This window comes from Gammaproteobacteria bacterium (assembly GCA_019748175.1).
Taxonomy (GTDB): domain Bacteria; phylum Pseudomonadota; class Gammaproteobacteria; order JAIEPX01; family JAIEPX01; genus JAIEPX01.
The window spans coordinates 127,443-150,481 of sequence record JAIEPX010000003.1 but is presented as its reverse complement, the minus strand read 5'-3'; the positions used below and the strand labels follow the sequence as shown (position 1 = coordinate 150,481).

Here is a 23,039-nt window from a genome sequence, read left to right as displayed (position 1 = left end):
ATATTGATAATATATTATTATTTTTATAATCTCAACAGTCCTATAATGACAATAACTTCTGAGCACAGGGCTCGAAGAGTTAAAGGAGAATGATTATGATCCAAGCTTTCTATGCGATCTCAGTGATTTTTATGGCATCGACATTTTTATTATCTGCTATCAGCACAACGTTGAATTGGGAAAACACCTTGGGGATGGTTAAAGCCCGTGGTTTGCCTCTAGCCAACGTAGTGTTATTTTTAGCTACAATATTAAAATACGTTGCCTCAAGCATGATGATATTTCAGTTTTATCCAAATTTAGCCGCTTTTGGTTTGCTCGGTTTTACAATTTTAGCCACACTAATTTTCGATAACTTTTGGAGCTCAACAGGAATGGAACGTCAAATGAAATATTTTGCATTTCTTTCGAACTTAAGCATCATTGGTGGTTTGTTATTAGTTGTTGCGATTTAGAATAGACTTAATTAGAGCATGGTACAATTAAAACGATGAGGGTGTTCATCATTTGGATCGGCTTGAGTTTGTGTTAGTTCGAGAGGTGCTTTATTTTGAAGAGAAGGTAATTGATCTAATGCGAGAAAAAGGGCATTTTGAACCGACTCAATATCATTCTCTTTAACTCGAGCGAAAGGACAGCTTAAGTCTTCAATAATTTTCTTGACATCCTCTTCTTGCACAATTGTGTCATTATGCGAAAAGCAATTCCCAATTATTATCTTGGGAATATTTTCTCTAGAAAAACGATCTACTTCGTTTATCCATGATTTTAGATTATTGAGGGATGAGAGATCTTTATAGCTAAATACAACGATGATAATTTGAATACCTCGTAGAGGGTAACTAGAATGTGTTCGATCTTGTTTGTGGTTCAAGAGATCCAATTTAACAGAACGGTTTTCTCTAAATTGAACGTTATATTGGATTCTGTCTTCACTAGAAGAGGCAACAACACTTGCAGGCTTTTGATTTTTTATACAGCGAAGAATATTTGATTTCTCAGAGGTTTCATCTCCAAATAGAATAGCTCGTACAAAATGATTGGTTTCCTTACGATCTTCCATGGTGAAACTCCTTAGTCGATTTTATGTGGGAGTGTAAGGAATAAACTTCATTTTGTAAATCAAAGATTGGTAATTATATTTTTCAGTAGATCCCTACTCAATTAATTTCCAACGCCCCTGGTTAAGCAGGAACCAGTGCATGTTGTTGCTAATCGTGGTTGAAAGTTGACATGAAATAGTGTTGAGATTAGTCTACCATTATTATTAGCTCACAATATTAGATATTAAGGAGAAAACATGGAAGACAAATCTGCTCAAGAGGGAAACAATCAAGGAAAAACAAAAGAGCAGCGTCACATAGAGAAAATTCTTGCGGGGTATACGTACAATGGCTTTAGCAATCTTTCTGCTAATGTATTGGAACGTGATATCACAACGGGTTTCACAGGTGGTAATAAGTTTGTATATGAACTATTACAAAATGCGGATGATTCATCAGAAGACGAAAAGAAGATTCATGTGCAATTTCAACTCATTAAAATAGATAACCAACAATATCTACTCTTCTCACATGATGGGAAGCACTTTTCAAGAAAAAATGTTAAAAAAATAGCAAGCTATGCTGATCAAGATCAATCGCAAGATAGTGATGAAGAAGACACCGCACAAGCGGAGGTTGAGAAGGAAGAAATCAGTAAGAGCAAAGACAGTAAAAAAATAGGTTTCAAGGGAGTTGGGTTTAAAGCAGTTTTTACATTCGCCACTTATGTTGTTATTTTCTCAAGAGGGTATCGATTTAGATTCGATAGTAATTCAAGGGAACATGCTAAGTGGCCCGGAAATAAACTCTATCCTTGGCAGGTTATGCCGATATGGACAGAAGCAGAATTTTTACCTGAAGAACTTCGTAGCGTTATGTTAAATGATCAAGTCAATTTCCTGTTTAAAATAGCACCTGGTATAGATATAACGGAATCTTTGAATTTTATCAAAGATAATACACAAATGCTTTTGTTTCTTAGGAATGTTCATAAGGTCACTATAGCAAGGCAAAGTATATTAGGTGGAAAAACAGCTGATGTTAACAGTGAATATATTGTTTTAACTAAAAGTCAAAATGGGATTCATGATATAAAACATTCTTCTGATGCCTCAAAAAATAGCACATGGTTAATAAAAACGTGGGCTCAAAAAATAGAGTCCGCGCTAAAAGAAGAGCTTAAAATGATGAGTGTTCAAGCGTGCCCCGATAGACTGAAAAATGCCGATGATATTGAATTGACTTTTGCAGCGAGAGTTAATCAAGGAAAGCTTGTTACTATTAATAATGCACGTATTTATTGTTATTTACCGACTCAAGTGTTATCTGGATTACCATTTTTAGTCAATGCAGATTTTTTATTAGATCCTCCTCGAGCAATCGTAATTGATAACAAATGGAATATGTTCCTAGTAAAATTAATTGCCCGATATCAATTCATATGGATTTCAGAGTTATCTGCGAGCGAAGAATTTCGTTTGCAAGTTCTCAATGTCATGGGGACTTCTGAGCTCAAATTCTCTTCCGAAATTTGCATTAATGAATTCAAGGCAGCGTATATAAATGCATCGATGAGTATTGCCTTTATTCCAGGTAAAAGACCTCGAAGTGTATTATTACCATCTCAAGCGCTGATTGATGAAACAAAATTTTACGATGAATTTCCAGAGCTCAATCCAGGTGTCGCTGGTAAAGAATTAATAGAGTCAAAGTTAGGCTCTCAACAAAAATTAAAATTTTTTAATGTGGAAGTAATACAATATAAGACTTTGCTCCCATTGTTAAGTCAGCATTGCAAGGAATCTAATTCTATTGATCTTCATTTTAGAATTATTTCTTTCATTTATAAAAATCAAAAAGAATTCGATCAAAGCCAATTAAGAAAAGCTGAGTTTTTATTGACTCATACTAATGGGGTTTCGACTCCGGAGTTAACATATTTTAAACGTGAGGAAGGCTGTGATCAGTATCCGGGTATTGGACAACTGTGTTTTATTCACCCAGAACTTCTGGTAAAGCTGAATCGACAAATGGTGAGTTGGCTGTCCACGTTAGATGTCCAAGAAGCAACGCCTATAAAACTATTTAAAAAACATGTGTTAAAGCTCGTTGAAAATAATGGAATTACAGCAAAAGATATAATCGCTTATACACGATTTATATTTGGGTTGTTCTGTGAAAATCTACTAACGTCCAGTGACTTCGAGAAGCTAAAGAAATTAAAAGTTTTAACACAGACTAGAAAACTGGTTGAGCCATGGCAATGCTACCTTCCTGACTGCTTTAGTCCAGTGATAAAATTAGAAGATTTAGTGTTAGATGCAAATGTTTTTGTCAACGAGTCATATTATGATTCTGCAAAAATAAATGTGAATGATAACAATATATGCGAAAGGTGGGGGAAATTTTTTGCTAAAATTTGCGTGAATTGTGACATTATTTTTGTACAAGAGGATGTAAAGGTCACTGAAATTGGAAGTCGTGTATGGAAGTTTAATTTATATTTGCGACACTTACAATCGTCAGGGCAAGCAACAACCCAGGTTCATTCTAATCAAACTATTCAAAATCTAGTTTATTCCCCGATGATGTTTTTAGTAGAACATAAAGCCGCGCTCCCTATATTTTTAGAACGAACTATTCAACATTGGCATATTATAAATAATGGTCGTTCTATGAGCTATCAAATGAGCAAGACGTGCTATGACATTACATATCCTTATATTCAATTTATTTTTACCACCCATAATTGTTTGCTGGGGGAAGATGGCATCCCGAGGCCCGCCAATAAATTATTCTCCAAAGAATTTAAAACTTTGGCTCAATTCGATAACGCTATTATTGTTGTTAGTGATGAAGTAAAGTTAAATGATGATTTATTGCGTCATTTTGGCGTAATTTATGAGTTAAATTTCAGGCAATGTTTAACATTATTAACAAGCCTTGAAAAATCGTTGGATATAGAAATAAGTTGCCTGAGTGTTATTTGGCGGCAGCTTTTATTGTTAGAAAAAAGGCTCCAACCGTATGAGGTAAATCAACTCAAATTATTAAATATTCGATTTCCTACCCAAAAAAATGAATTGAAAAGTAAGGCGGAGATCAAATGTTTTTCTGTAAAAGGTCGCTCCGCTCCGTTTTCAGTATGTTGGCTTAAGCATTATCCAGGTTTTTCTGATGAAGAAATGGAAGCGGTTGCTATGTTATTTGGTATTTCAATATTTTCTGAAAATAAACATGAACTATATTTCGGGAAAAATAAACCTATAAGAGAAGATGAGACTCACGCTTTGTTCTTTAAGCCTCTGTCTCAGGTTTCGCAATGGACTATTATGGGTATCCTGGTTTATCTAGAAGGTAGGCACAGAGGTGATAAAAAATTTGGTCCACTCTGGACCAGCATAGCAGAAGCTTTCATGAAACTCGATTTTTATAAAGTTGAGAGCATAATATGCAAATACACTGATCAAAATGAAACAGATGAATCGCTCCAGATTCATCTTGAGAACAGAAAATTCTACTATAAACGTCAATGGCGACATTATAAGCGTGTTGCTGAGTTTTGTAAGGTATTAGGAACCTATTTAGGACTTTCAAATGACACCATACAAAAATCGCAAGAACTGTTGTTAATACCATTTGATAAGTTACAGAAAAAAGTTCTTAAAATGATGCTTCCAGTAGCGCCACCATTTGAACAACCTATTCCTGTCATTCAAGCAGATGATTCTTACTCAGCACCTAAGAAACTCGATGATTCATCTCATCATCCAGAGGATGATATTGCAGCTAGCGATGAAGACAGTCGATCACACGATGAAGAATTTGTTCAAGAAGGATCACCCTCTCAGGAGTCTTTTGAGATTAACACTCCTCCCAGCACAATCAGTTCTAAGGATACTCCGCCGGGAACCCCCCTATCATCTCAAGATTCAAAACAAAAGAAAAAAGTAAAGCAAGGTGGGCAGGATAAAACTCCTTCTGTAAAACTTGTTAGTCCAGCGGGATTTGATTTTTCAAAGTTGCGTAAAATTCCCGATGCAGAATTTACCGTGAAAAAGAAGTCCCCCGCGCCGGCAAAAGTTTCTTTGACTCTTTTAAAAGACGAGGTACTGCAAGCTCAAGGTCATAATTCAAGTACTGAGCCTGCAAGTGCATCGACTGAACCTAATCCGCTTCAAGAATCTGGTAGTTTTGGTGCAGCTAGCCCTCAACAATCACCCCGATTATTTTCAGGTTCAGAAAAACCGCAATTAACATCTCATGATAAAAATAGAATCGGTCGGTGTGGTGAGGAGCTAATTTATTTGGGTCTTCGCGACAAGTATTTGTCTAAATATCCTGGATGTAAAATAGACGATGGAAAAAATGGTTTTGAGATTACAGCAGCACGAGGTGCAGATACAATTAAAATAACCGTGATTTGGCATAATAAAGATGAAAAAAGAGATGAGGATCGTGACATTACAATTATTAAGCCTCCAAATAAACATGATGATCCTAGCTTGCTTGAGCAATCGGTTCATCGATATATAGAAGTAAAGGCCACTACGACTTCGAAGAAGTCTTTCCACTGGACGGCGCGTGAGATAGCTTTGGCTAGGGCCGAAGGAAATCGGTATAAGTTGATACATATCAAAAATATAGATACAGATGATCCAGTTTTTGCAAAAATTCGAAATCCTATTGATAAGCTCGATAAAGAGTTAGTCATTGAGGGCTATAAAATAGGTTTCTAACAGTAGTTGTTGATTTTTGTGAAATTTAGTGATATTGTTCGGGATCCACAAGTATTTTGACGAGCACTATCGTGTATTAAGTTCTGATTTTCGCTGACTATTGTTCTTCACCCAGATTTTTCAACCCTTTTTTGCACCCGGAAGAAAACCATGAGTAATCCGTATTTAAGTTTAGTTCGCACCGTTTGGCATTATGGGAAGCGCTGGCGCTATGCCATCGTCATCAACTACCTTGCATTTATTATCGCTCAAGCTGTGTTGAGTTTAAGTCCGTATTCATTAGGAAAAGCTATCGATGTATTACAACATTTCAAACCTGAACGTCTTAAAGAAGTAATATTGTGGTTGGCATTGAATGTAGTAGTGTTGCTATTATTTTGGATGTTTCATGGTCCCGCGAGAATTCTTGAGCGGAAAGTGGCTCTAAAATTACAGCAATCTTTTCGTCTGGATTTGTATCAGAACATGACTCGCCTGCCCCTCAAATGGCATCAAAATCACCATTCTGGGAATACAATTACACGAGTTAATCGGGCCTCGATGTCACTCTATCGCTTCGCAGAAAATCAATTTGTCTATATAGAAACAATCGTTAAGTTTATCACGTCGATTGCATTTTTACTCTGGATTTCATTACCCGTCGGGCTAATGAGCGTATTTTTATCCGTCACTTTATTAACAACAATCCTACTATTCGATCGTAAATTAATACCTTTATATGATGGCGAAAATGAAATTGAAAATCATGTGGGCGCAGTATTGTTCGACTACATTAGCAATATGACAACTGTGTTGACACTACGGTTGGGTGAATTAACTCATTCCAATCTATTCCAACGATTAATGGCGATCTGGCCGATTTTTAAAAAAGAAGCAGTTGTAAACGAAGTGAAATGGTTTACTGTTGGTATTCTATTAGCGATTGCGCAAGCCGTGATTTTGATCGGTTATATTATTCATGAGCTCAGTATTTCTAGTACGATAATGATCGGGGTTGTTGTGATGATTTTCCGATACCAGTGGGAACTGGGTGCTGTGTTTTTCGAACTAAGTATGCATTACGGTGATATCGTCAAAATGGATACGGATGTAAAAAGTGTGGATCCAATTCTTGAGGATATCGAAAATTACGCTTATGTTCCGCAAGGAGAAGCTGCTGCACGACAATGGCATACTATAGAAATAACAGATCTCGCATATCATCATCACGTGGAAGATGATGGCCGTGAACAAATATTTGAGAACCTAAATTTCAAATTTACACGTGGTGAAAAAATTGCACTAATAGGAATGAGTGGTGGCGGAAAAAGTACATTGCTAAATCTTTTGTGTGGACTCTATACGCCGCTGCACGTCAAACTTAAAGTCGATGGCATCGAATTCGACACACTGGAGCCTTTGCAGGCTATAACTACATTAATTCCTCAAGATCCCGAGATTTTTGAAAATACTATCGCATTCAATATTACAATGGATCTTCCTACAGAACCTGAAGAAATTCACAGCGCCATTCAATTGGCGGGCTTTTCAAGTGTGCTCGAAAAACTACCACTTGGTCTTGAAACAGACATTCGCGAAAAAGGACTCAATTTTTCAGTGGGACAAAAACAACGTCTAGCACTCGCAAGAGGTTTATTTGCTGCTCGATATAGTTCGTTGATATTAATGGATGAGCCAACCTCAAGTGTAGATTTGCCCACAGAAAAAACAATTCTGTCGGGAATAATTGATACATTTCCCGAATCGGCGCTCATTGTCTCGTTGCATCGTCTGCATCTACTTCCAAAGTTCGATACTATTATTATGCTAAGTCACGGAGAAGTTGTTGCGAGCGGTCCTGTTTCAGAATTACTCAGCAAACCTGGCCCTGTGTATGATTTGTGGCAGCATTATCAACAAGATTAATTATGAAAATTGCTGCCTAGCTAGTGACATTGAGTGTTGCCCTAATCCGTAGAATTGTCACTGATTTGTAGACGGCCAAAAAATTTTGCTTGAAAGTTCTCATTATGTACTCTACAATGTCCCTTGTTGTATCAACAAGGAGATAGCAATGATTATTGACCATATTGGACTTGCAGTGAGCAATTATGAGCGATCCAAGGAGTTCTACGCTAAGGTGTTAGCCCCTTTGGGCATTGTGCTTATTATGGAGCACAGCGGTTGGGCTGGTTTAGGCAGGCATGGAAAACCAGAATTATGGCTTGAAGAAGGCGAATCTCCTCAAAAGCCAATGCATATTGCTTTTGCAGCGGATGACACTGGTGCGGTCGATGCCTTTTATAAAGAGGCTATTGCTGCAGGCGCAAAGGATAATGGCCCTCCGGGAATACGAGAAATTTTTCATCCTCATTATTATGGCGCTTTTGTGATAGATCCTGATGGACATAATATCGAAGCGGTATGTCATACGGCCAAGATTTAATGTTTTTTAATTTAGTTTTTGTACTTTAAGGAGATGATCGATGAGTATTTTGAATGTGTTAAAGAAATCTATTTTTCATTGTATCAGAAGTGTTCAACTGAAAATTATGAGTCAAATACAACCTAGTCGGCGTGTAATTATATTATCAAAAACAAATTCAGAAAATATTTTTAAACCTATTTTGATTCCGGTAAGAGCAAATAGAAGCGCAGATAAAGCTACACGCAGATCATCTTTTGTATTAAAATAAAGTGGGTGATTTCTGCATAAGCTGGGATTCCAAAACACTAGTATGATAGAGGTGAAAGTAGCTATTATTCTGATATTATTTACTGAATTTATCTTGACGTGAAGGTTAAATATTGTGGTTGTAAAAAATTGGTTTAGAGTTCCTGTTGCGATAATGATAGTAATTCGTCAAGGAGACCAAGTGTTATTGGCTAAGCGTGCTAATACTGGCTTCAAAGATGGTTATTTTGCATTGCCAGGTGGAAAGCATGATGGGAGTGAGACGCTAGTGCAGGGAGTGGTGCGTGAAGCAGAAGAAGAGCTAGGAATTGTTTGTTTAACACAAGACGTAGAGTTTCGTGGGCTAATTCATGCGCATATGCCTGAACCTTTTAAAGAAGTGATGTATGTTATTTTTGAGGTTATGAAATATGAGGGTAATCTAGTGAATAATGAACCTCATAAATGTTCAGAAATCCAATTTTTTCCTTTTGATCAATTACCTGATAAAATGACAGAAGTTTCACGCCGATGTGTTTTAAATACAGTTGCGGATGTTCAATATGATGAAGTAGGTTGGGTAGAGCCGGTGGACGCCGATTAAAAACCATACTTTCTCTATTTAATGGATGAAGAGATTGAAATTCGAATTAGAACAATTATTTAAATATTTGGGTGCTGGGAATATTGATTCGTTTAAGCAAAGTTTTAGACCAGATTTTGTTAATGCTTTCTACATTGATACACTTTACGCTTATGATTACAGCTATTACTCGAGTGCATCAGTTAAAAAGAAAGAAGTACAACACAGACTATTGATATTTGAAGCAATGTTAAAAGAATCATATGAGGCATTTGGTATTTTACTTGATCATGGAGCCGATCTCTTATTGCGAGAAACATTTGAAAAATTTGATTATGTCTCTAATGGCCTCAATACAAAACCAGATATATCTAAAACAGATATTGCCATCATTTGTATTTCTAATTCTGAAAATCCGAAATTTATTCAGATGACTTTTGATCATATTTGCACCAAAGGACTTTATGAGAGACCTATTTTTATAGACTTTATGGTTCGTCATTTGAAGGAAGTAAAACGAGATAAATTCAATCCTAAATTTTTGAAGATCGATGCTGGTAGCCCTTTGCCATGTTGGTTCGAAACAGTAGAGAAATACCAAGCCTTTTTAATAAAGGCTGACATTGATATCACTGGATTATTTTTTACTAAAGCGGATTATTTAAGTGCCCTTACAGATCCATCAAAACAAGTCGATGAGTTATTTTTAAATCATGCCCTGCAGGTTTGTAATTTTACATCGGATGAATTTAAAATTATTCATGAAGTGCTTCAAGAAGAGCACTTAAAGAGAGTTGTCGAAAATTGGAGTCCTGAGCTTAATCCTGATTTTGTAAAGGCCCTTGATTTAGTGTGCGAAGAGGAAGAGCAAAATCAAAAGAAATCGCCGCCTAAAAGAGCCCGAAGTGACAGACTTGAGATACCCGAACCAAGCCAAACGGCTATTAAGATTACTAAAGTGCATCAACAAGAATATGAGCATCTAATTAAAAGAATCGCCCATCTTGAACAACAAGAGCAAGGCTTGCGGAAAAAAATTGAATTAGGTAATGGCAGTAAGGCCAATAAAGAATTAAAAAAGGAAGGTAAGAAAAGTGAAAAAGCGTTAAAATCAGTTTTAACGAGCCTAAAAGATTGTAAATCACGTTTCTATGAAAACCCTTGTTATGCCATAGAAAAAGAAGTTGATAAGGATGATTTACACGAAGAGCATAGTGCGGAATATTAAATTAAGTGTAATCGTTCGTTACTGTTTGAATTTTATGGAAAAATATTTTTAGACTCAGGGTTGTCTAAGTCTCTTTCTTTTTTCAGAAAATTTTGTTGATTAATGTTCTTATGCTTGGAACCGGGTTTTTTGAATATAGGTGATATTTGTTCATTGTCGAACATGTTAGGTTTTTGTGATGTGCTCTCAACTTTTTTTGTGATATGTTTTTCGTGTGCTAGAACTGCACCTGTGAAAGACATCGCTTCATTTTCTTGGTTTGCTTGAGTTGTGGCGATAGGTGTTTGATGCAGATTTTTTGCTGATCTAAAAGCTTCAGCAGCCCATTTTAAAAAAATTGCGATATGGTTTATATTAGTATCTGATTTTGCTTTCATGTTATTCCTAAAAAAATGTATTACTCAATATTATCAGTGGATTTTTGTTTGTCAATCTATATGGACTACACGCAAGAGTAAAAGAAGCAGTTTTCATGAAGGGCTGGAATGGGATCGTCAGCCGCTAATCACTACTCTTAGGGCATGCGAGTTAATCGTTTGGTAACAAAAATAATTGAAAGCCCAGCATTTCAGGATAAAGATGTTATAGATGTCGATGAGATAGCTTAAGCAATATCTATACTGGTATGGGACCCAGTTTTATATTGTTTTACTGTCAGTAGTAGGCAGTTGTTTTCAAAACTTGTTAGATTAGCAATAAATTGATAGTATTAAAAATTACTTCTAAATCAATGAATTCGAGACAATCCCATGGATTTTAATAAGACATTTGACGTGATTGTGGTAGGTGGTGGGCATGCGGGTACCGAAGCTGCGCTGGCGGCCGCGCGGATGGGGGCTCAAACGCTGTTACTGAGCCATAATATCGAGACTCTGGGGCAGATGTCGTGCAATCCGGCGATTGGTGGGATTGGTAAGGGGCATTTGGTCAAAGAGATTGATGCGCTGGGCGGGATCATGGCTCGTGCGATTGATCAGGCGGGGATTCAGTTTCGTACCCTGAATGCCAGTAAAGGGCCAGCCGTACGAGCCACACGAGCACAGGCCGACCGCGTTCTCTACAAACAAGCCATTCGTCATGCGCTTGAGAATCAACCGAATTTAATGCTTTTTCAACAGGCCGTAGAAGATCTCATCATCAGTAACGGTCAAGTTAGCGGTGTTGTGACTCAGATGGGATTAAATTTTTATGCGAAGACTGTGGTGCTTACGGCGGGCACTTTTCTTGGCGGCAAAATTCACATTGGGTTATCAAATTATCGTGGTGGCCGCGCGGGTGATCCACCGGCTTTGGCATTAGCTGAGCGATTACGCGCCCTGCCCTTTCGTGTTGATCGCTTAAAAACAGGAACTCCACCGCGCATCGATGGCCGCACGATAGATTTTTCTGAATTACAAGAACAGCCTGGCGATACGCCAACTCCCGTATTTTCCTATATGGGAAAAGCAAATGAACATCCGACTCAAGTGAGTTGTTTTATCACGCACACCAACGCACGTACGCATGAAATTATACGCACAGGATTTGAACGCTCTCCCCTTTTTACGGGTGTTATTGAAGGAACGGGACCGCGCTATTGTCCTTCGATAGAAGATAAAGTTGTTCGCTTCGCAGAAAGAGATTCGCACCAAATATTTATTGAGCCTGAAGGTCTGACAACGCATGAAATTTATCCAAACGGAATTTCAACGAGTCTTCCTTTTGATGTACAATTAGCTTTTGTTCGAAGTATGAAAGGTTTTTCTAATGCTCACATCACTCGACCTGGTTATGCCATCGAGTACGATTATTTTGATCCGCGTGATTTGCATCCTTGGTTGGAAACAAAATTAATGCCGGGTTTATTTTTTGCGGGACAAATTAATGGCACAACGGGTTATGAGGAAGCGGCGGCTCAAGGTTTGATTGCCGGTTTAAATGCTGCGCTCGTTGCGCAAAATCGTCCGACTTGGTATCCGACCCGTGATCAAGCTTATATGGGTGTGTTAATTGACGACCTTATTACTTGTGGCACTACAGAACCCTACCGCATGTTTACTTCACGTGCAGAATATCGTTTATTACTACGCGAAGATAATGCGGATTTACGTTTAACATCTATTGGTCGAGATCTTGGTCTTGTTGATGATGAACGATGGACCGCTTTTAGCAGTAAAAAAACACAGATTGATGCATTACAAGAACAGCTTGCAAAAATCCTGGTTCGCCAAAATTCAGATATCGCAATCCGTTTTCAGCAACGTTTTGATACACCGCTTGAACGAGAATATTATGCTATTGAATTATTGCGCCGCCCAGAAGTGACTTTAGATGTGTTGATGGAAATTCTAAATGATTCAGCTGAACACCCTCCTGCAGTAAGGGAGCAAGTTGAAATTCACAATAAATATGAGGGCTACATCAAACGTCAACAAGAAGAAATTAATCGACAAAAACGCCACGAAGAAACCGTGCTTTCACAACATTTTGATTACGAAGTTGTGAGTGGATTGTCCACAGAGGTGAAGCAAAAACTCAAGTCAGTGCGCCCCGCAACGTTGGGACAAGCCGCACGTGTTCCAGGCGTGACACCCGCAGCGATTTCATTATTACTGGTGCATATCAAAAAACGTGCTTGACCCGGGTCTTGATCTGAAAACGTTATAAATTCATATATCCGGTTCCCATTGATGAAGGTGATTCGAGGAAAGAAAATTCATTAGATGATTTCATTAATCTAATTTCACTCATCAAATTATAAATTACACTTCTAACGATATCTTCTGTAAATGAATCATCGAGTAGCTTGCCACTGTTAATTATTGTCATCTCCCTTATTTTAATTTCAAACATCTTCAATAATGTAGTTGATAATTCAATATGTAACCATAATGTTTGTGGTTCAAGTCCGGAAATATCTCGCAATGTTCTTTGAGTGCAAATGCCATTTAAGTCATCCATTGATTTGAAATTATCTCTACAATAATCAGTGACAAACAGTGAAATAACGGCCGCAAAGTTCTCTCGTGTAAAACTAGTTGCCCTTGGATTTATTGTCCTTGCTTTTTCGAGTATCATATCAGCTATCAATGTAATAGGCTTAAACCCCGATTGTTCTTTGGAGTTAAAGCGTACTGTCCCATTTGAAAAAGCACATATCTCTTGATAGATTTTTTCCATTGCGTGAATGTTTTCGTTAAATTTCTTCACCTTGTCAAGGTTTTGCATAATATATTGCGTCATTATTTTTGGAAATTGGAAAAGGGTGTGGTCATTAGGATTGAATCGAGAATAATCCATCGATGATAATTTACCAATCGTTTGATTATAATATTTATCATAGAGTTCATTAATTTGGTCTAAATGCCTCGGTAAATGAGGCATAAATTCTGACAGTATTAATGACAAATTTTCACGGTATAATTTTAGCCATTCTTCGCCACGACCAAGTTTATTCACAGGAATTTCTTGATTCCAAAAAAGTTCGGTAATTTCACTCATCGATAAAAACTTGTTTGAAAGAGTTTGGCGAAGAGTATTTATTCCTCTCTTAAGCAAGGCTTCCCCTGCTTGAGTATTGCGTACGTCAGTACCGTCATCACCATCATTTGGTAAATTTGAATAGTCAAATGCTACTTTAATACGCTCAAGAAAATCAGCATAATGAAAACGTCCGACAAGAGTTTTATGATTTTGAATAAACGCTATAAATTGTGAATCCTTTAATAGATGGAGATCAACCGTTTTATTTTTCAATGATAACAGTGAAAAGTAAAAATGGTCTTCGCCTGTTTCCTTGACTAAACCGGAAAGTGCTTTGGCCTGATCTCTCAATAATAACTTAGCTAAACGAAGTTCTTTTTTATAAATTAACCGATGTATAATCGCATGAGATAGGTTAATTGATAAAGAATTCCTTTTGATTTCATTCATGAATTCAATCATGTTCATTGAAGTGAGTGATGACAAAAATTTAATGGAGGAATCAGAGTCTGAAAAAATCATTGGGAAGTATGGGTTGTGTTTTAAAAGCGATATTAATAATCGAAACCATTTCAAAAATTCCTCTGAGCCGGGTTTGGGATTGTATTCCATCACGGCAAAAACATGGGCAATAAATTGAATATAAAGAGGCCCTATTTTTTCACTGTGCCTTATGAGTGCTTCATTCGCATCAAAAAGTGAATGGTCAACAGGGGAAAAGTGGGGATCCAATAACTGTATCAGAAGATTGACATCGATGAGTTTAATGAGGCCGATTTTTTTATGGCCAAAGCTTCTAAATATTAATGTTAGTAAGGAAGGGTCTTCTAAGGTTTTAGTCACGAGAAAGCATGTGAAAATCCATGAAATTTTATTTTCAACTTCAGATAATAAGGTTCGTCTTAAGCCGGCTTGATCAGTATTAGTGATTGAAGATCTGAGCGTTGGTGAGGATTGAGAGCTTTTTTTCTTTTTCAACTTACTAAGACACTTCATTTCGTTCATTGCAGAATTTAGCATCAAACTTTCAGTGTCTGTAACTTTTTTATCAGCTATTTTTTGGAAAAATTGATAAATTACTGGATCGACTAATGCATGAAGCAGTAGGATTGTATCATCATTAACATTTCTTCCAAAACCTAGATATCGATTAATGATGTTTTCAATGTAGTATTCATCGGTTGAGACCTGAGTGGTTAAGTCAGGTTCAGATTCCGCAAAGCCAAGTTTTCGTGGCTTCAATTTTAATAGGCTCACTTTTTGCGGGTTGGGCAATTGTTCCCTCAAAGTACTGGATGACATGGCAAATAATCGTTGAGGACTTTGTGATTGTGTTGTATCAGAATTTTTATGTGGAACAGAACGTGATTTTTTGGGCCTTAATGTGTGTGACATATCTATTGGTGAAGATGAAGGAGATGATCGCTGGATAAACAATCCACTATTCCTTAGTAGCCTGTTAGCTTTAACGGTTCTTTCAGGCGTAACTTCGCTGGTTGATTCTGGGGTGTACGCTACAGGTATAAAGTCCGAGGGGGTGTCGGTAGAATTAGTTGAGATTTCTGGCATTGATGATTTTCTTAACGCCGAATTCCCTTCCCGATTATGGAGAAGATCTTCTTTAACGAGATGAAAACCATCTATGTAGTGAGCATAATCTTCCGGAACTTCTTTGATATATTCCGACATTAATTTTAAAAAGACTTCATCATCTTCTCCATCATAACTAATATGAGCTTCGTTGAGGTGTATTGCGATTGTGATGATACCTTTAACTAACATGCCACCCTTAATGATGATTTTATCAGCCTCATTTTTGGGGAGTCTATTTTTAAGATCATCAGTATAGTAATAAAAATCATTCTCATTTGACATCAAGGAGCGTATTGCAAGATAAATATATCGACTATTCAACGTGATGTCTTGTCGTTTCATGATACCTACTCCTTCTGAACAAATTAAATAAAATTTATGGTAATTTTTAAAAGATCACGACTATGTATCAGAGTGATGTGGAAATATGTCGGGGTTTTATACGGACAACAACCGGCTTTGCCAATAGATCGCAATGAGGTCTTCTCTTTGAGATAGATGAAATTTTACCTTGATTCTCTCTATATAGGTTTCAACGGTTCTTAAGCTAATGTTCATCTCTGCTGCAATCGTTTTTCCTTTTTTTCCATGAGCGAGAAGCGATAGGCAATGGAACTCCTTTTCGGAGAGTACGACATCCGCATTTTTATATTGTATATAATATCTTTTAAGATTCGGGACTTTACGGAGATTTTTATTCGTAAGGGGCACGCCTTTAGTATTCATTTTTTGTTTATGGTACTTAGGATTAATTAATATGCAACGCTGATTTGCCGCATGAATAATCTTTGAGGCCCGATCTTTATAATAGTGTATGAAATTCTCAAAAACATCAAGATTATGAAGGTAGGTTTCATAAGGCTTTTCATTATGCAAATCGAAGCCAAACGCTTCAATATGGTCATCGTACTTCCGCGTAATCATCATCGGGTTTAAAATATTGAATTTTTCTTTTGCAATTTCAAGAATACCATCTGGATAACCCAAAATATCGTCTTGATCCATATTGGGAAACACAATTTTGTTGGTTACTTGATCATATCGAGTAAAAGTAGCGGGTGGTAAGTCAGATGTAACAATTTCGATTGGCCAATCATGTTTTATACAGATTATTGAATATTTGCCTTCTGGCCAAACAATAACATGACCAAAATAACTTAGATCCATGTCGTTGAAGTACTCTTTGACTAACTGTGTGATATCGTCAGAGTGTCGAATTCCAGGATATTGATACAACGATTTTTTAATGCCCATAAAGAATCCCGAGATAATATATTACTCATAAGAGGAACTAACTGAAGTGGGCGAAAGCCTACACGAGTGAATGTGAAAATTCAATAGTCAATTATTTTTTGAAAATAGTAATCATTTTCATTTGGAAAATAATCGAAAATCCTGATTCAATGTTTCTTAATTACAGAAGTCGGGATCAGGGCACAGCTAGAGATATAGCTTCAGTTAATTGTTCTAGTGTAAAAAGTGAAATTTTTTTAATTCGTTTATGGCTAGATTCTTTGATGAATTTAGGATTAGAATAGCGAATTAGGGATTATAGTTCGTTTCGTGCACAACCAAGGAAATCCATGAACCAGAAAACTCGATTATTTTTCAGTTGCCTCGTTATTTCCCTGGTTACTTTATCACAAAATATTTATGCAGCTGATCGTATCATTGATTTAGTGATTGGTTATAAGAAAGTGAGTTTCGCAGGAAAAGAGCAGACGGCGATATCCGTGAATAATGAAATTCCTGCACCAATTTTGAAATTTAAGCAGGGTGACCATGTCCAAATTAACGTCCACAATCTTCTTGATAGTGAGACGTCTATACATTGGCATGGCATTATCCTTCCATGGCAAATGGATGGAGTGCTAGGTATTTCTCAACAAGGGATTCCTCCCGGAGGCGTTTTTCATTATCAATTTACGCTGAATCAAGCGGGTACGTATTGGTATCATGCGCATGCAAGATTGCAAGAACAAGAAGGGCTCTACGGAGCGTTTATTATTTCTCCGCGAACACCATCAAAATATCATGTTGATAAAGATTATTCTGTAGTGTTGTCCGATTGGAGTAACACACCGCCAGAACAAATATTGTCTAATCTAAAAAAATCAGGGGATTATTATTCGTCAAAATTTCCGTTACAGCCCTCGTTATTAAAATTTCTTCACGATTATAATCGGGCATCAAAAAAAGAAAGAGAATTATTACTATCTGACTATAAAATGATGCAGCTGATGAGAATGAGTATCTATGATTTTAGTGATGTGGCATATGACGCTTATCTTCTCAACGGCCATTCTCTATCATCACCTTGGAAAGCAGTCGTTAAAGTCGGGGATCTAGTTCGATTACGATTTATTGGCGCTGCTGGTAGCACAATCTATAGAGTGAAAATTCCTGGGGCAACTCTTAAAATAATTCATGTTCAAGGTAATGATGTAAGGCCTTATAACGTTAGCAATTTCACAATCGCTCCAGGAGAAACGGTCGACGTACTGGTTAAAATTCAAAATAAATCACCAACAATTATTTATGCTGAATCGAATGATACATTAGGCTCGGCAGTTGGCGCACTTGTGACAAATCCAAATCAAGTGATTAATATTCAATCAATACAGCACTTTCCTGAACCTTTGCCTGTTTCGCGTACTATGATGCATACGATGATGGGAGGCATGTCACACGATATGCCCATGGCTATGGATATGCCGACAGAATCTACAATAGTAGGCGATACACTGTGCCCAAATGATGCCTTGTATAAATCAACGAAAAATACTCAATATCAAAAAATTGTCGCGAAAGATAAAACAAATGATCCTAATAAAAATGTTGATCGTGTAATCAAAATGGAATTGTTTGGATATATGGATCATTTTATTTGGTTTATTAATGGTGTGCCGGAATACAACGCAAAACCCATCATTTTTGAGCAAGGAAAACGTTATCGATTTGTTTTTATCAATACTTCAATGATGAGTCATCCGATGCATTTTCATGGTCACTGGTTTATTTTCAGAAATGGTCATGGCGCTTATGATCCGTTATTGCACACAATTAATGTTCCCCCTGGCGCTACAATTACAGCAGATGTTGATGGGGATGTTAGTGGTCAGTGGTTATTTCACTGTCATTTGCTTTACCACATGATGAGTGGAATGTCGCGCGTATTCCAGTATTCAACGCTGCTTGATGTTGTTCATAATAAAGTCGAACCTCAAAACAGTATTAAGCTTTCAAATTATGTTAATCGCCCTATAGTACATGTTGATGCTGTTCGGCCAATCAATATCAATCTAGTTAATCATCCAATGGCCCATTTAATGAAAAGGAACTATGCAACAAACATTGATGTGGGTGTGGATCCATTTCGCAAAGTTCTAAAATTAGATTTAAAAGGATTATATGGTTATGATTATCATAAACTAGAGTTGTATGCGAATGACGCAGAGATTAACAATGGAAAAATTGAAAATGCAGATTTGGATCTCTTTTATTGGCATTTGATGTATCAATTTTGGGCCATAAAAGGCGGTGTGAATTATACTGTTAAACCTGCTAATAAACCTTATTTACAACCTGGTGTTGGTATTGAAGGAATGATGCCCTACTTCATTGAAGCCGATTTGCGGGCGTACTATCATGCAGGCAATTTAAAATTTGATCTCGAATTGTCTCGAGATACACAAATTACAAACAATTTTTTTCTACACACCGCAGTACGAAGTATCGTGGAAACTAGGGAAAGTAATCAAATGCGATATATCATTCGACCCTATTATCGTGTGAAGCCAGGGATGGATATTTTTGTCGAGTATGAACGTGAACGCGATTATGGTCATTCATCTGTCAAATCTACTGTTACCGGTGGGGTTTCTCTGCTTTTGTAGGAAATGGCTGGAGAGGTTTTGCAATTTCGATCATGTAATATCTAATGTATATGTGTAATTGCATCTTTTTTTTACGTAATTGATATGGGCGTCAGTTTGAATATTTCGACAAAATATTTTGGATCAACTCACAAATATCAGAGCATTGATTGGGTTTTTTTGGAGCGTCGGATCTTTTTAAGCAATCCAGTAACGATGTCAAATTCATGAGATCGATGGTGGGGCTCCAATTTTCGGGAAGTTGTACACCGCCCTCGTTTAATCCACGAATAAAGGCATCTTGAAATTCAGAAGGCATTTTATGCGCGTAACGCAACATATTGGCAACATCCCATAAATAGGAGCCTGAAAAAGAAAATTCCCAATCAAGAATGCCAGAGATTTCCCATTCATTATTTATTTTATTAACGAGGATATTGGCTGGATCAAAATCACCGTGAACGAGATATCGCTCACTTTCATCCGGAAATAAGTGTTTTGATTGATCAATATAGTTGATAGCTCTCTGAATTGTCTCAGATCCAAGCACAGCGATGACATTCTGGTTAGATAAGCAAGCCACAATATGTTCTAATAATTTTTCATTAGATGTGCTGCCCGAAATAACGTTTAACTCTTTATCAAAAAATCCTGGTTCAGGAAAATTGTAAGATATAATTTTCGCAAGCATTCGCCCTGCGTTATACATAACTGTATTAGTATCGCAGGGTGTATCATTTAGCAGAAAATTTCTGAGTTGTATGCCTGGAAAAAATTTTGTAATGGCGAAAGTATACCCATCAACCTCTCCTAAATAGAATGAAAGAGGGATTGGTATTTTATCTTTTAATAATACACCAAGATTTTTTTCGCGATGAGCAGCATCTTTATCACGTAAATATATCCGCGAAATATACGATGTTGAGTCATCGTTAAGATGGATTTTAATATTAAAATTCGCGCAGCCTTCAGAAATTATCTCATAAGATGATAGATTTTTTTCAGGGAATGCCATTTGTACCATTTTATAGATGGTCGTTTCTGGTAGAGCAAGAGTAATGTCATTTCTTTCCCAGTTCATTTTAAACATAGTTTATCGCCCCATATTTACTCGCACATTCTTCATGAGAGTTGAGTCTTTGTTTCTTAACGAATCTGTTGATTTTATCATATATTGGGACGAAGGGCTTGGAGTGTGGTTTTGACAAGATTTAATAGCTGTAAATGGGCGTACTTTGTGGGTGTAACCCTTGTTTTATGGCTTGGTCAAATGATAGTCTTAACGGTCTGGAGAGGTGTCCGAGTGGTTTAAGGAGCACGCCTGGAAAGTGTGTGTACGGTAAAACGTACCGAGGGTTCGAATCCCTCTCTCTCCGCCAGTAAGGATCCATGACACAATTTCAGGTGTTAAGCTGGCCTCTTTCAGGTAAGCCACAGTACAAGATCATCGTCGAGTGAGTAGCAGTTTTCAGGGATGTTCGAGAAATATTTATAAGTAACGCTTTTGTCATCTAGAATTCGAAACTTGCAGGTGTGGATGTGTGCTCGATTTTCATTGCTCATGCTCTGGGTTCACCAATTTTCCTGCTTCGACTAACTTATCAAAATCAGATTTATGCAGTTGATCTTGTTTTTTTCTAAAAACATCATATTCTTTTTCTGCAAGCGCTACGGCAACTTCATGAGACACCGTACCCAGATCAGACAGTATTTCCTGTTCGTTATACTTCAAAAACACATCCAGTTTTTCTATCCAATCCTTCGTAGCCATCACTTTCCCTCTAGCCGCTTGAAATTCAGCATAATCAATGTACATATTAACAATTCGGTTAAGCTGCAATATTTCATCTTTGCTTAAGTAATTTTTTGCAATGGTTACATCAGATAGAAAAATTTTGCCATCAGGTGCTTTACGCCAAGTCGTCAGGCCCATATTAGGTTTGGAAGCTTGAGCACGATCAGCAATAATTTCAGCCGCTGTATTACCAGTGATAGCAAAGTGCAATTTATTTTGAACTGTGGCAAAAAACTTTTGCGCATTGTTTGAGCTGCTTAAATAATCCACAGATGTTGCATAAATATCCGTGATTTTTTGATAAGCCATTCGCTCACTGGCTCTAATTTCACGAATTTCTTCCAAAAGCTCATCAAAAAAGCGGGCGTCAAATTTCGAGCCCTTTTTGAATCGCTCAGAATCAATAGCAAAACCTTTGAATATATAATTTTTAAGCTTATCTGTAGCCCAAGTACGGAAAGCAATACCTCGTTCTGAATTAACTCTGTAGCCGACGGCAATAACCGCTTCTAGATTATAAAACAACACACTACGTGTTATTGATCGATTGCCCTCTTGTTGAACTACCGAGAATTTCTCGGTAGTTGAGTTTAGGGTCAGTTCACCTGCCGTGTATATGTTTTTCAGGTGCAGAGAGACGTTATCAGTTGAGCAGTCAAATAACTCAGCCATATGCTTTTGGGTAAGCCAAATGTTTTCATTTTCAAATCGAACCGCGATAGAAATCTTGCCATCCTGTGTTTCGTAAAACACAATCTCACTAGGTGGTAATATTGGGTTCTTTTTCTTACTGCTCATAACCCACCTCACTTTTTATCAAATAGTTGCATGGTCATGTTTCCGTCAACTGAAAATTATGAAATTCCCACAGCTTTATCTTGACATAAAATTATGTTTTGTGCAACTATAATATGTGTAATCATGTCAAAAAAGCAGCAGAAATTATGAGGATAAATGAGAAAGAGTATTTTGCACCTATAGAGAGCGACGTGGTGGACTTTTTGACAAAGCTTAAAAAATTAACACGCATTAAAGAGATTAATATGCTATGAAAATTAGTTTTGTTCCCTTAGCTGAATCACATTTTCCGCTACTTCTAAAGTGGTTAGAGATGCCTCATGTTAAAAAATGGTGGGATCAAGATGTTAAGTGGACGTTGGCATTAATTCAGGAAAAATATTCCGATTATGTTAAAGGATATAAACTAGACAACGGTATCTCTAAACCAATCAAAGCTTATATTATCTGCGCCGAGGCAAAACCCATTGGGTATGTTCAAATTTATAATGTGTATGACTTTGCACGTGAGGAGCCGTTAACTGGCCTACCTTCAAGCCTTGCTGGTTTTGATTTATTGATAGGCGACGAAGCTTATTTAAAACAAGGCATCGGCTCTCAGGCCATCGCACAGTTTATAAAAGAGCATGGTATTTCGTATACTCATGTCTTTGCTGATCCTGATTCAAATAACATTGCCGCTATCAAGGCATATGAAAAAGCTGGTTTTAGGAAGTGTAAAAAACAGCCAAGCATAGACGAAGTATGGATGCTTTGGAAAAATAAAGGGGTTTCTGTAAATAACGCGGAACATTTCAATTTGGATGAAAATGAAAATCCTGAAGTGAGATCGATTTTAAATGATGGATTAAAAGATTTCAATAAAAGTAAAATAGGCGCTTATGAACACGATCCTTTTACTTTATACATCAAAACAGAAGGTAAAGTTGTTGGCGGCTGTTATGGAGATATCACCAAAGATAATTGCTATATGGATTGTATTTGGGTTGATTCGCAGTATAGAGGCAAAGGTCTTGCTAAAAGCTTAATGTCAAAGCTCGAAGATTACGCCAAACAAAAACATTGTTCTGTCATAACCCTGGAAACAGCTGATTTTCAAGCAAAAGATTTTTACACAAAAATTGGTTTTTCAACCATTTCCACATACCCTCATAATTGCTTTTTAGGGCATCAAGTCTATCTCATGAGGAAAAAAGTATGAGCATTCATTTTGAACAAGCCAATATAAGTCACATTGATATTGTTTTCGGTTGGCTAGCCTAACCTTTTG

Annotated in this window: 15 protein-coding genes and 1 tRNA gene; 10 read left to right on the top strand and 6 right to left on the bottom strand. The window is 37.0% G+C overall.

Annotation, left to right across the window (positions count from 1 at the left end; genetic code table 11):
• Positions 1–95 precede the first annotated feature (95 nt).
• Positions 96–455: a DoxX family protein gene (locus K2X50_01760; protein ID MBX9585960.1), complete on the top strand. Its 360-nt coding sequence runs from the start codon at positions 96–98 to the stop codon at positions 453–455.
• Positions 456–466: 11 nt separating this feature from the next.
• On the opposite strand, the gene K2X50_01755 is transcribed toward K2X50_01760, so the two are convergent.
• Complete coding sequence (locus tag K2X50_01755; GenBank protein ID MBX9585959.1) at positions 467–1,063, bottom strand: hypothetical protein; 597 nt, start codon at positions 1,061–1,063, stop codon at positions 467–469.
• Positions 1,064–1,300: 237 nt separating this feature from the next.
• On the opposite strand from K2X50_01755, the gene K2X50_01750 reads away from it, so the two are divergent.
• The 5 genes from K2X50_01750 to K2X50_01730 all read left to right on the top strand — a co-directional run bounded on the left by K2X50_01750 (position 1,301) and on the right by K2X50_01730 (position 10,246).
• Positions 1,301–5,782, top strand: coding sequence for a DUF3883 domain-containing protein (locus K2X50_01750; protein MBX9585958.1), 4,482 nt, complete (start codon positions 1,301–1,303; stop codon positions 5,780–5,782).
• Positions 5,783–5,932: 150 nt separating this feature from the next.
• Entirely contained in the window at positions 5,933–7,687 is a 1,755-nt protein-coding gene (locus tag K2X50_01745; GenBank protein ID MBX9585957.1) for an ABC transporter ATP-binding protein/permease, read from the top strand.
• 151 nt (positions 7,688–7,838) lie between these two features.
• On the top strand, positions 7,839–8,207 hold the full coding sequence (locus K2X50_01740; GenBank protein MBX9585956.1) for a VOC family protein: 369 nt from the start codon (positions 7,839–7,841) through the stop codon (positions 8,205–8,207).
• A gap of 364 nt (positions 8,208–8,571) precedes the next feature.
• Positions 8,572–9,039 carry an NUDIX domain-containing protein gene (locus K2X50_01735; GenBank protein ID MBX9585955.1) on the top strand — a complete coding sequence of 156 codons (468 nt, stop codon included), beginning with the start codon at positions 8,572–8,574 and terminating at the stop codon, positions 9,037–9,039.
• Positions 9,040–9,073: 34 nt separating this feature from the next.
• Entirely contained in the window at positions 9,074–10,246 is a 1,173-nt protein-coding gene (locus K2X50_01730; GenBank protein MBX9585954.1) for a hypothetical protein, read from the top strand.
• Between the two features lie 32 nt (positions 10,247–10,278).
• On the opposite strand, the gene K2X50_01725 is transcribed toward K2X50_01730, so the two are convergent.
• Positions 10,279–10,623 carry a hypothetical protein gene (locus K2X50_01725; GenBank protein MBX9585953.1) on the bottom strand — a complete coding sequence of 115 codons (345 nt, stop codon included), beginning with the start codon at positions 10,621–10,623 and terminating at the stop codon, positions 10,279–10,281.
• A 372-nt stretch (positions 10,624–10,995) separates the two neighbouring features.
• Between K2X50_01725 and mnmG the strand changes: the two genes are divergently transcribed.
• Positions 10,996–12,864: a tRNA uridine-5-carboxymethylaminomethyl(34) synthesis enzyme MnmG gene (gene mnmG, locus K2X50_01720; protein MBX9585952.1), complete on the top strand. Its 1,869-nt coding sequence runs from the start codon at positions 10,996–10,998 to the stop codon at positions 12,862–12,864.
• A 22-nt stretch (positions 12,865–12,886) separates the two neighbouring features.
• Here mnmG and K2X50_01715 read toward each other — a convergent pair whose 3' ends face one another.
• Together K2X50_01715 and K2X50_01710 are read right to left on the bottom strand one after the other, a co-directional pair.
• Complete coding sequence (locus K2X50_01715) at positions 12,887–15,643, bottom strand: hypothetical protein (GenBank protein ID MBX9585951.1); 2,757 nt, start codon at positions 15,641–15,643, stop codon at positions 12,887–12,889.
• 96 nt (positions 15,644–15,739) lie between these two features.
• Positions 15,740–16,555: a helix-turn-helix transcriptional regulator gene (locus K2X50_01710; protein ID MBX9585950.1), complete on the bottom strand. Its 816-nt coding sequence runs from the start codon at positions 16,553–16,555 to the stop codon at positions 15,740–15,742.
• Positions 16,556–16,884: 329 nt separating this feature from the next.
• Between K2X50_01710 and K2X50_01705 the strand changes: the two genes are divergently transcribed.
• On the top strand, positions 16,885–19,197 hold the full coding sequence (locus K2X50_01705; protein MBX9585949.1) for a multicopper oxidase domain-containing protein: 2,313 nt from the start codon (positions 16,885–16,887) through the stop codon (positions 19,195–19,197).
• Positions 19,198–19,288: 91 nt separating this feature from the next.
• Here the strand turns inward: K2X50_01705 and K2X50_01700 are convergent, their stop codons facing one another.
• Positions 19,289–20,266 carry an aminoglycoside phosphotransferase family protein gene (locus K2X50_01700; protein MBX9585948.1) on the bottom strand — a complete coding sequence of 326 codons (978 nt, stop codon included), beginning with the start codon at positions 20,264–20,266 and terminating at the stop codon, positions 19,289–19,291.
• A 199-nt stretch (positions 20,267–20,465) separates the two neighbouring features.
• Between K2X50_01700 and K2X50_01695 the strand changes: the two genes are divergently transcribed.
• Positions 20,466–20,555: transfer RNA gene (locus K2X50_01695), tRNA-Ser, on the top strand.
• 173 nt (positions 20,556–20,728) lie between these two features.
• On the opposite strand, the gene K2X50_01690 is transcribed toward K2X50_01695, so the two are convergent.
• On the bottom strand, positions 20,729–21,769 hold the full coding sequence (locus K2X50_01690) for a virulence RhuM family protein (protein ID MBX9585947.1): 1,041 nt from the start codon (positions 21,767–21,769) through the stop codon (positions 20,729–20,731).
• A gap of 250 nt (positions 21,770–22,019) precedes the next feature.
• On the opposite strand from K2X50_01690, the gene K2X50_01685 reads away from it, so the two are divergent.
• Positions 22,020–22,970, top strand: a complete 951-nt coding sequence (locus K2X50_01685; protein MBX9585946.1) for a GNAT family N-acetyltransferase — start codon at positions 22,020–22,022, stop codon at positions 22,968–22,970.
• Positions 22,971–23,039: the final 69 nt, after the last annotated feature.

Excerpts from the sequence above, each read along its gene's own strand:
- K2X50_01755 (MBX9585959.1), bottom strand. The coding sequence starts at position 1,063 with ATGGAAGATCGTAAGGAAACCAATCATTTTGTACGAGCTATTCTATTT.
- K2X50_01690 (MBX9585947.1), bottom strand. The coding sequence starts at position 21,769 with ATGAGCAGTAAGAAAAAGAACCCAATATTACCACCTAGTGAGATTGTG.
- K2X50_01745 (MBX9585957.1), top strand. The coding sequence starts at position 5,933 with ATGAGTAATCCGTATTTAAGTTTAGTTCGCACCGTTTGGCATTATGGG.
- K2X50_01710 (MBX9585950.1), bottom strand. The coding sequence starts at position 16,555 with ATGGGCATTAAAAAATCGTTGTATCAATATCCTGGAATTCGACACTCT.
- K2X50_01715 (MBX9585951.1), bottom strand. The coding sequence starts at position 15,643 with ATGAAACGACAAGACATCACGTTGAATAGTCGATATATTTATCTTGCA.
- K2X50_01760 (MBX9585960.1), top strand. The coding sequence starts at position 96 with ATGATCCAAGCTTTCTATGCGATCTCAGTGATTTTTATGGCATCGACA.
- K2X50_01700 (MBX9585948.1), bottom strand. The coding sequence starts at position 20,266 with ATGTTTAAAATGAACTGGGAAAGAAATGACATTACTCTTGCTCTACCA.
- K2X50_01725 (MBX9585953.1), bottom strand. The coding sequence starts at position 10,623 with ATGAAAGCAAAATCAGATACTAATATAAACCATATCGCAATTTTTTTA.
- K2X50_01750 (MBX9585958.1), top strand. The coding sequence starts at position 1,301 with ATGGAAGACAAATCTGCTCAAGAGGGAAACAATCAAGGAAAAACAAAA.
- K2X50_01685 (MBX9585946.1), top strand. The coding sequence starts at position 22,020 with ATGAAAATTAGTTTTGTTCCCTTAGCTGAATCACATTTTCCGCTACTT.
- mnmG (MBX9585952.1), top strand. The coding sequence starts at position 10,996 with ATGGATTTTAATAAGACATTTGACGTGATTGTGGTAGGTGGTGGGCAT.
- K2X50_01705 (MBX9585949.1), top strand. The coding sequence starts at position 16,885 with ATGAACCAGAAAACTCGATTATTTTTCAGTTGCCTCGTTATTTCCCTG.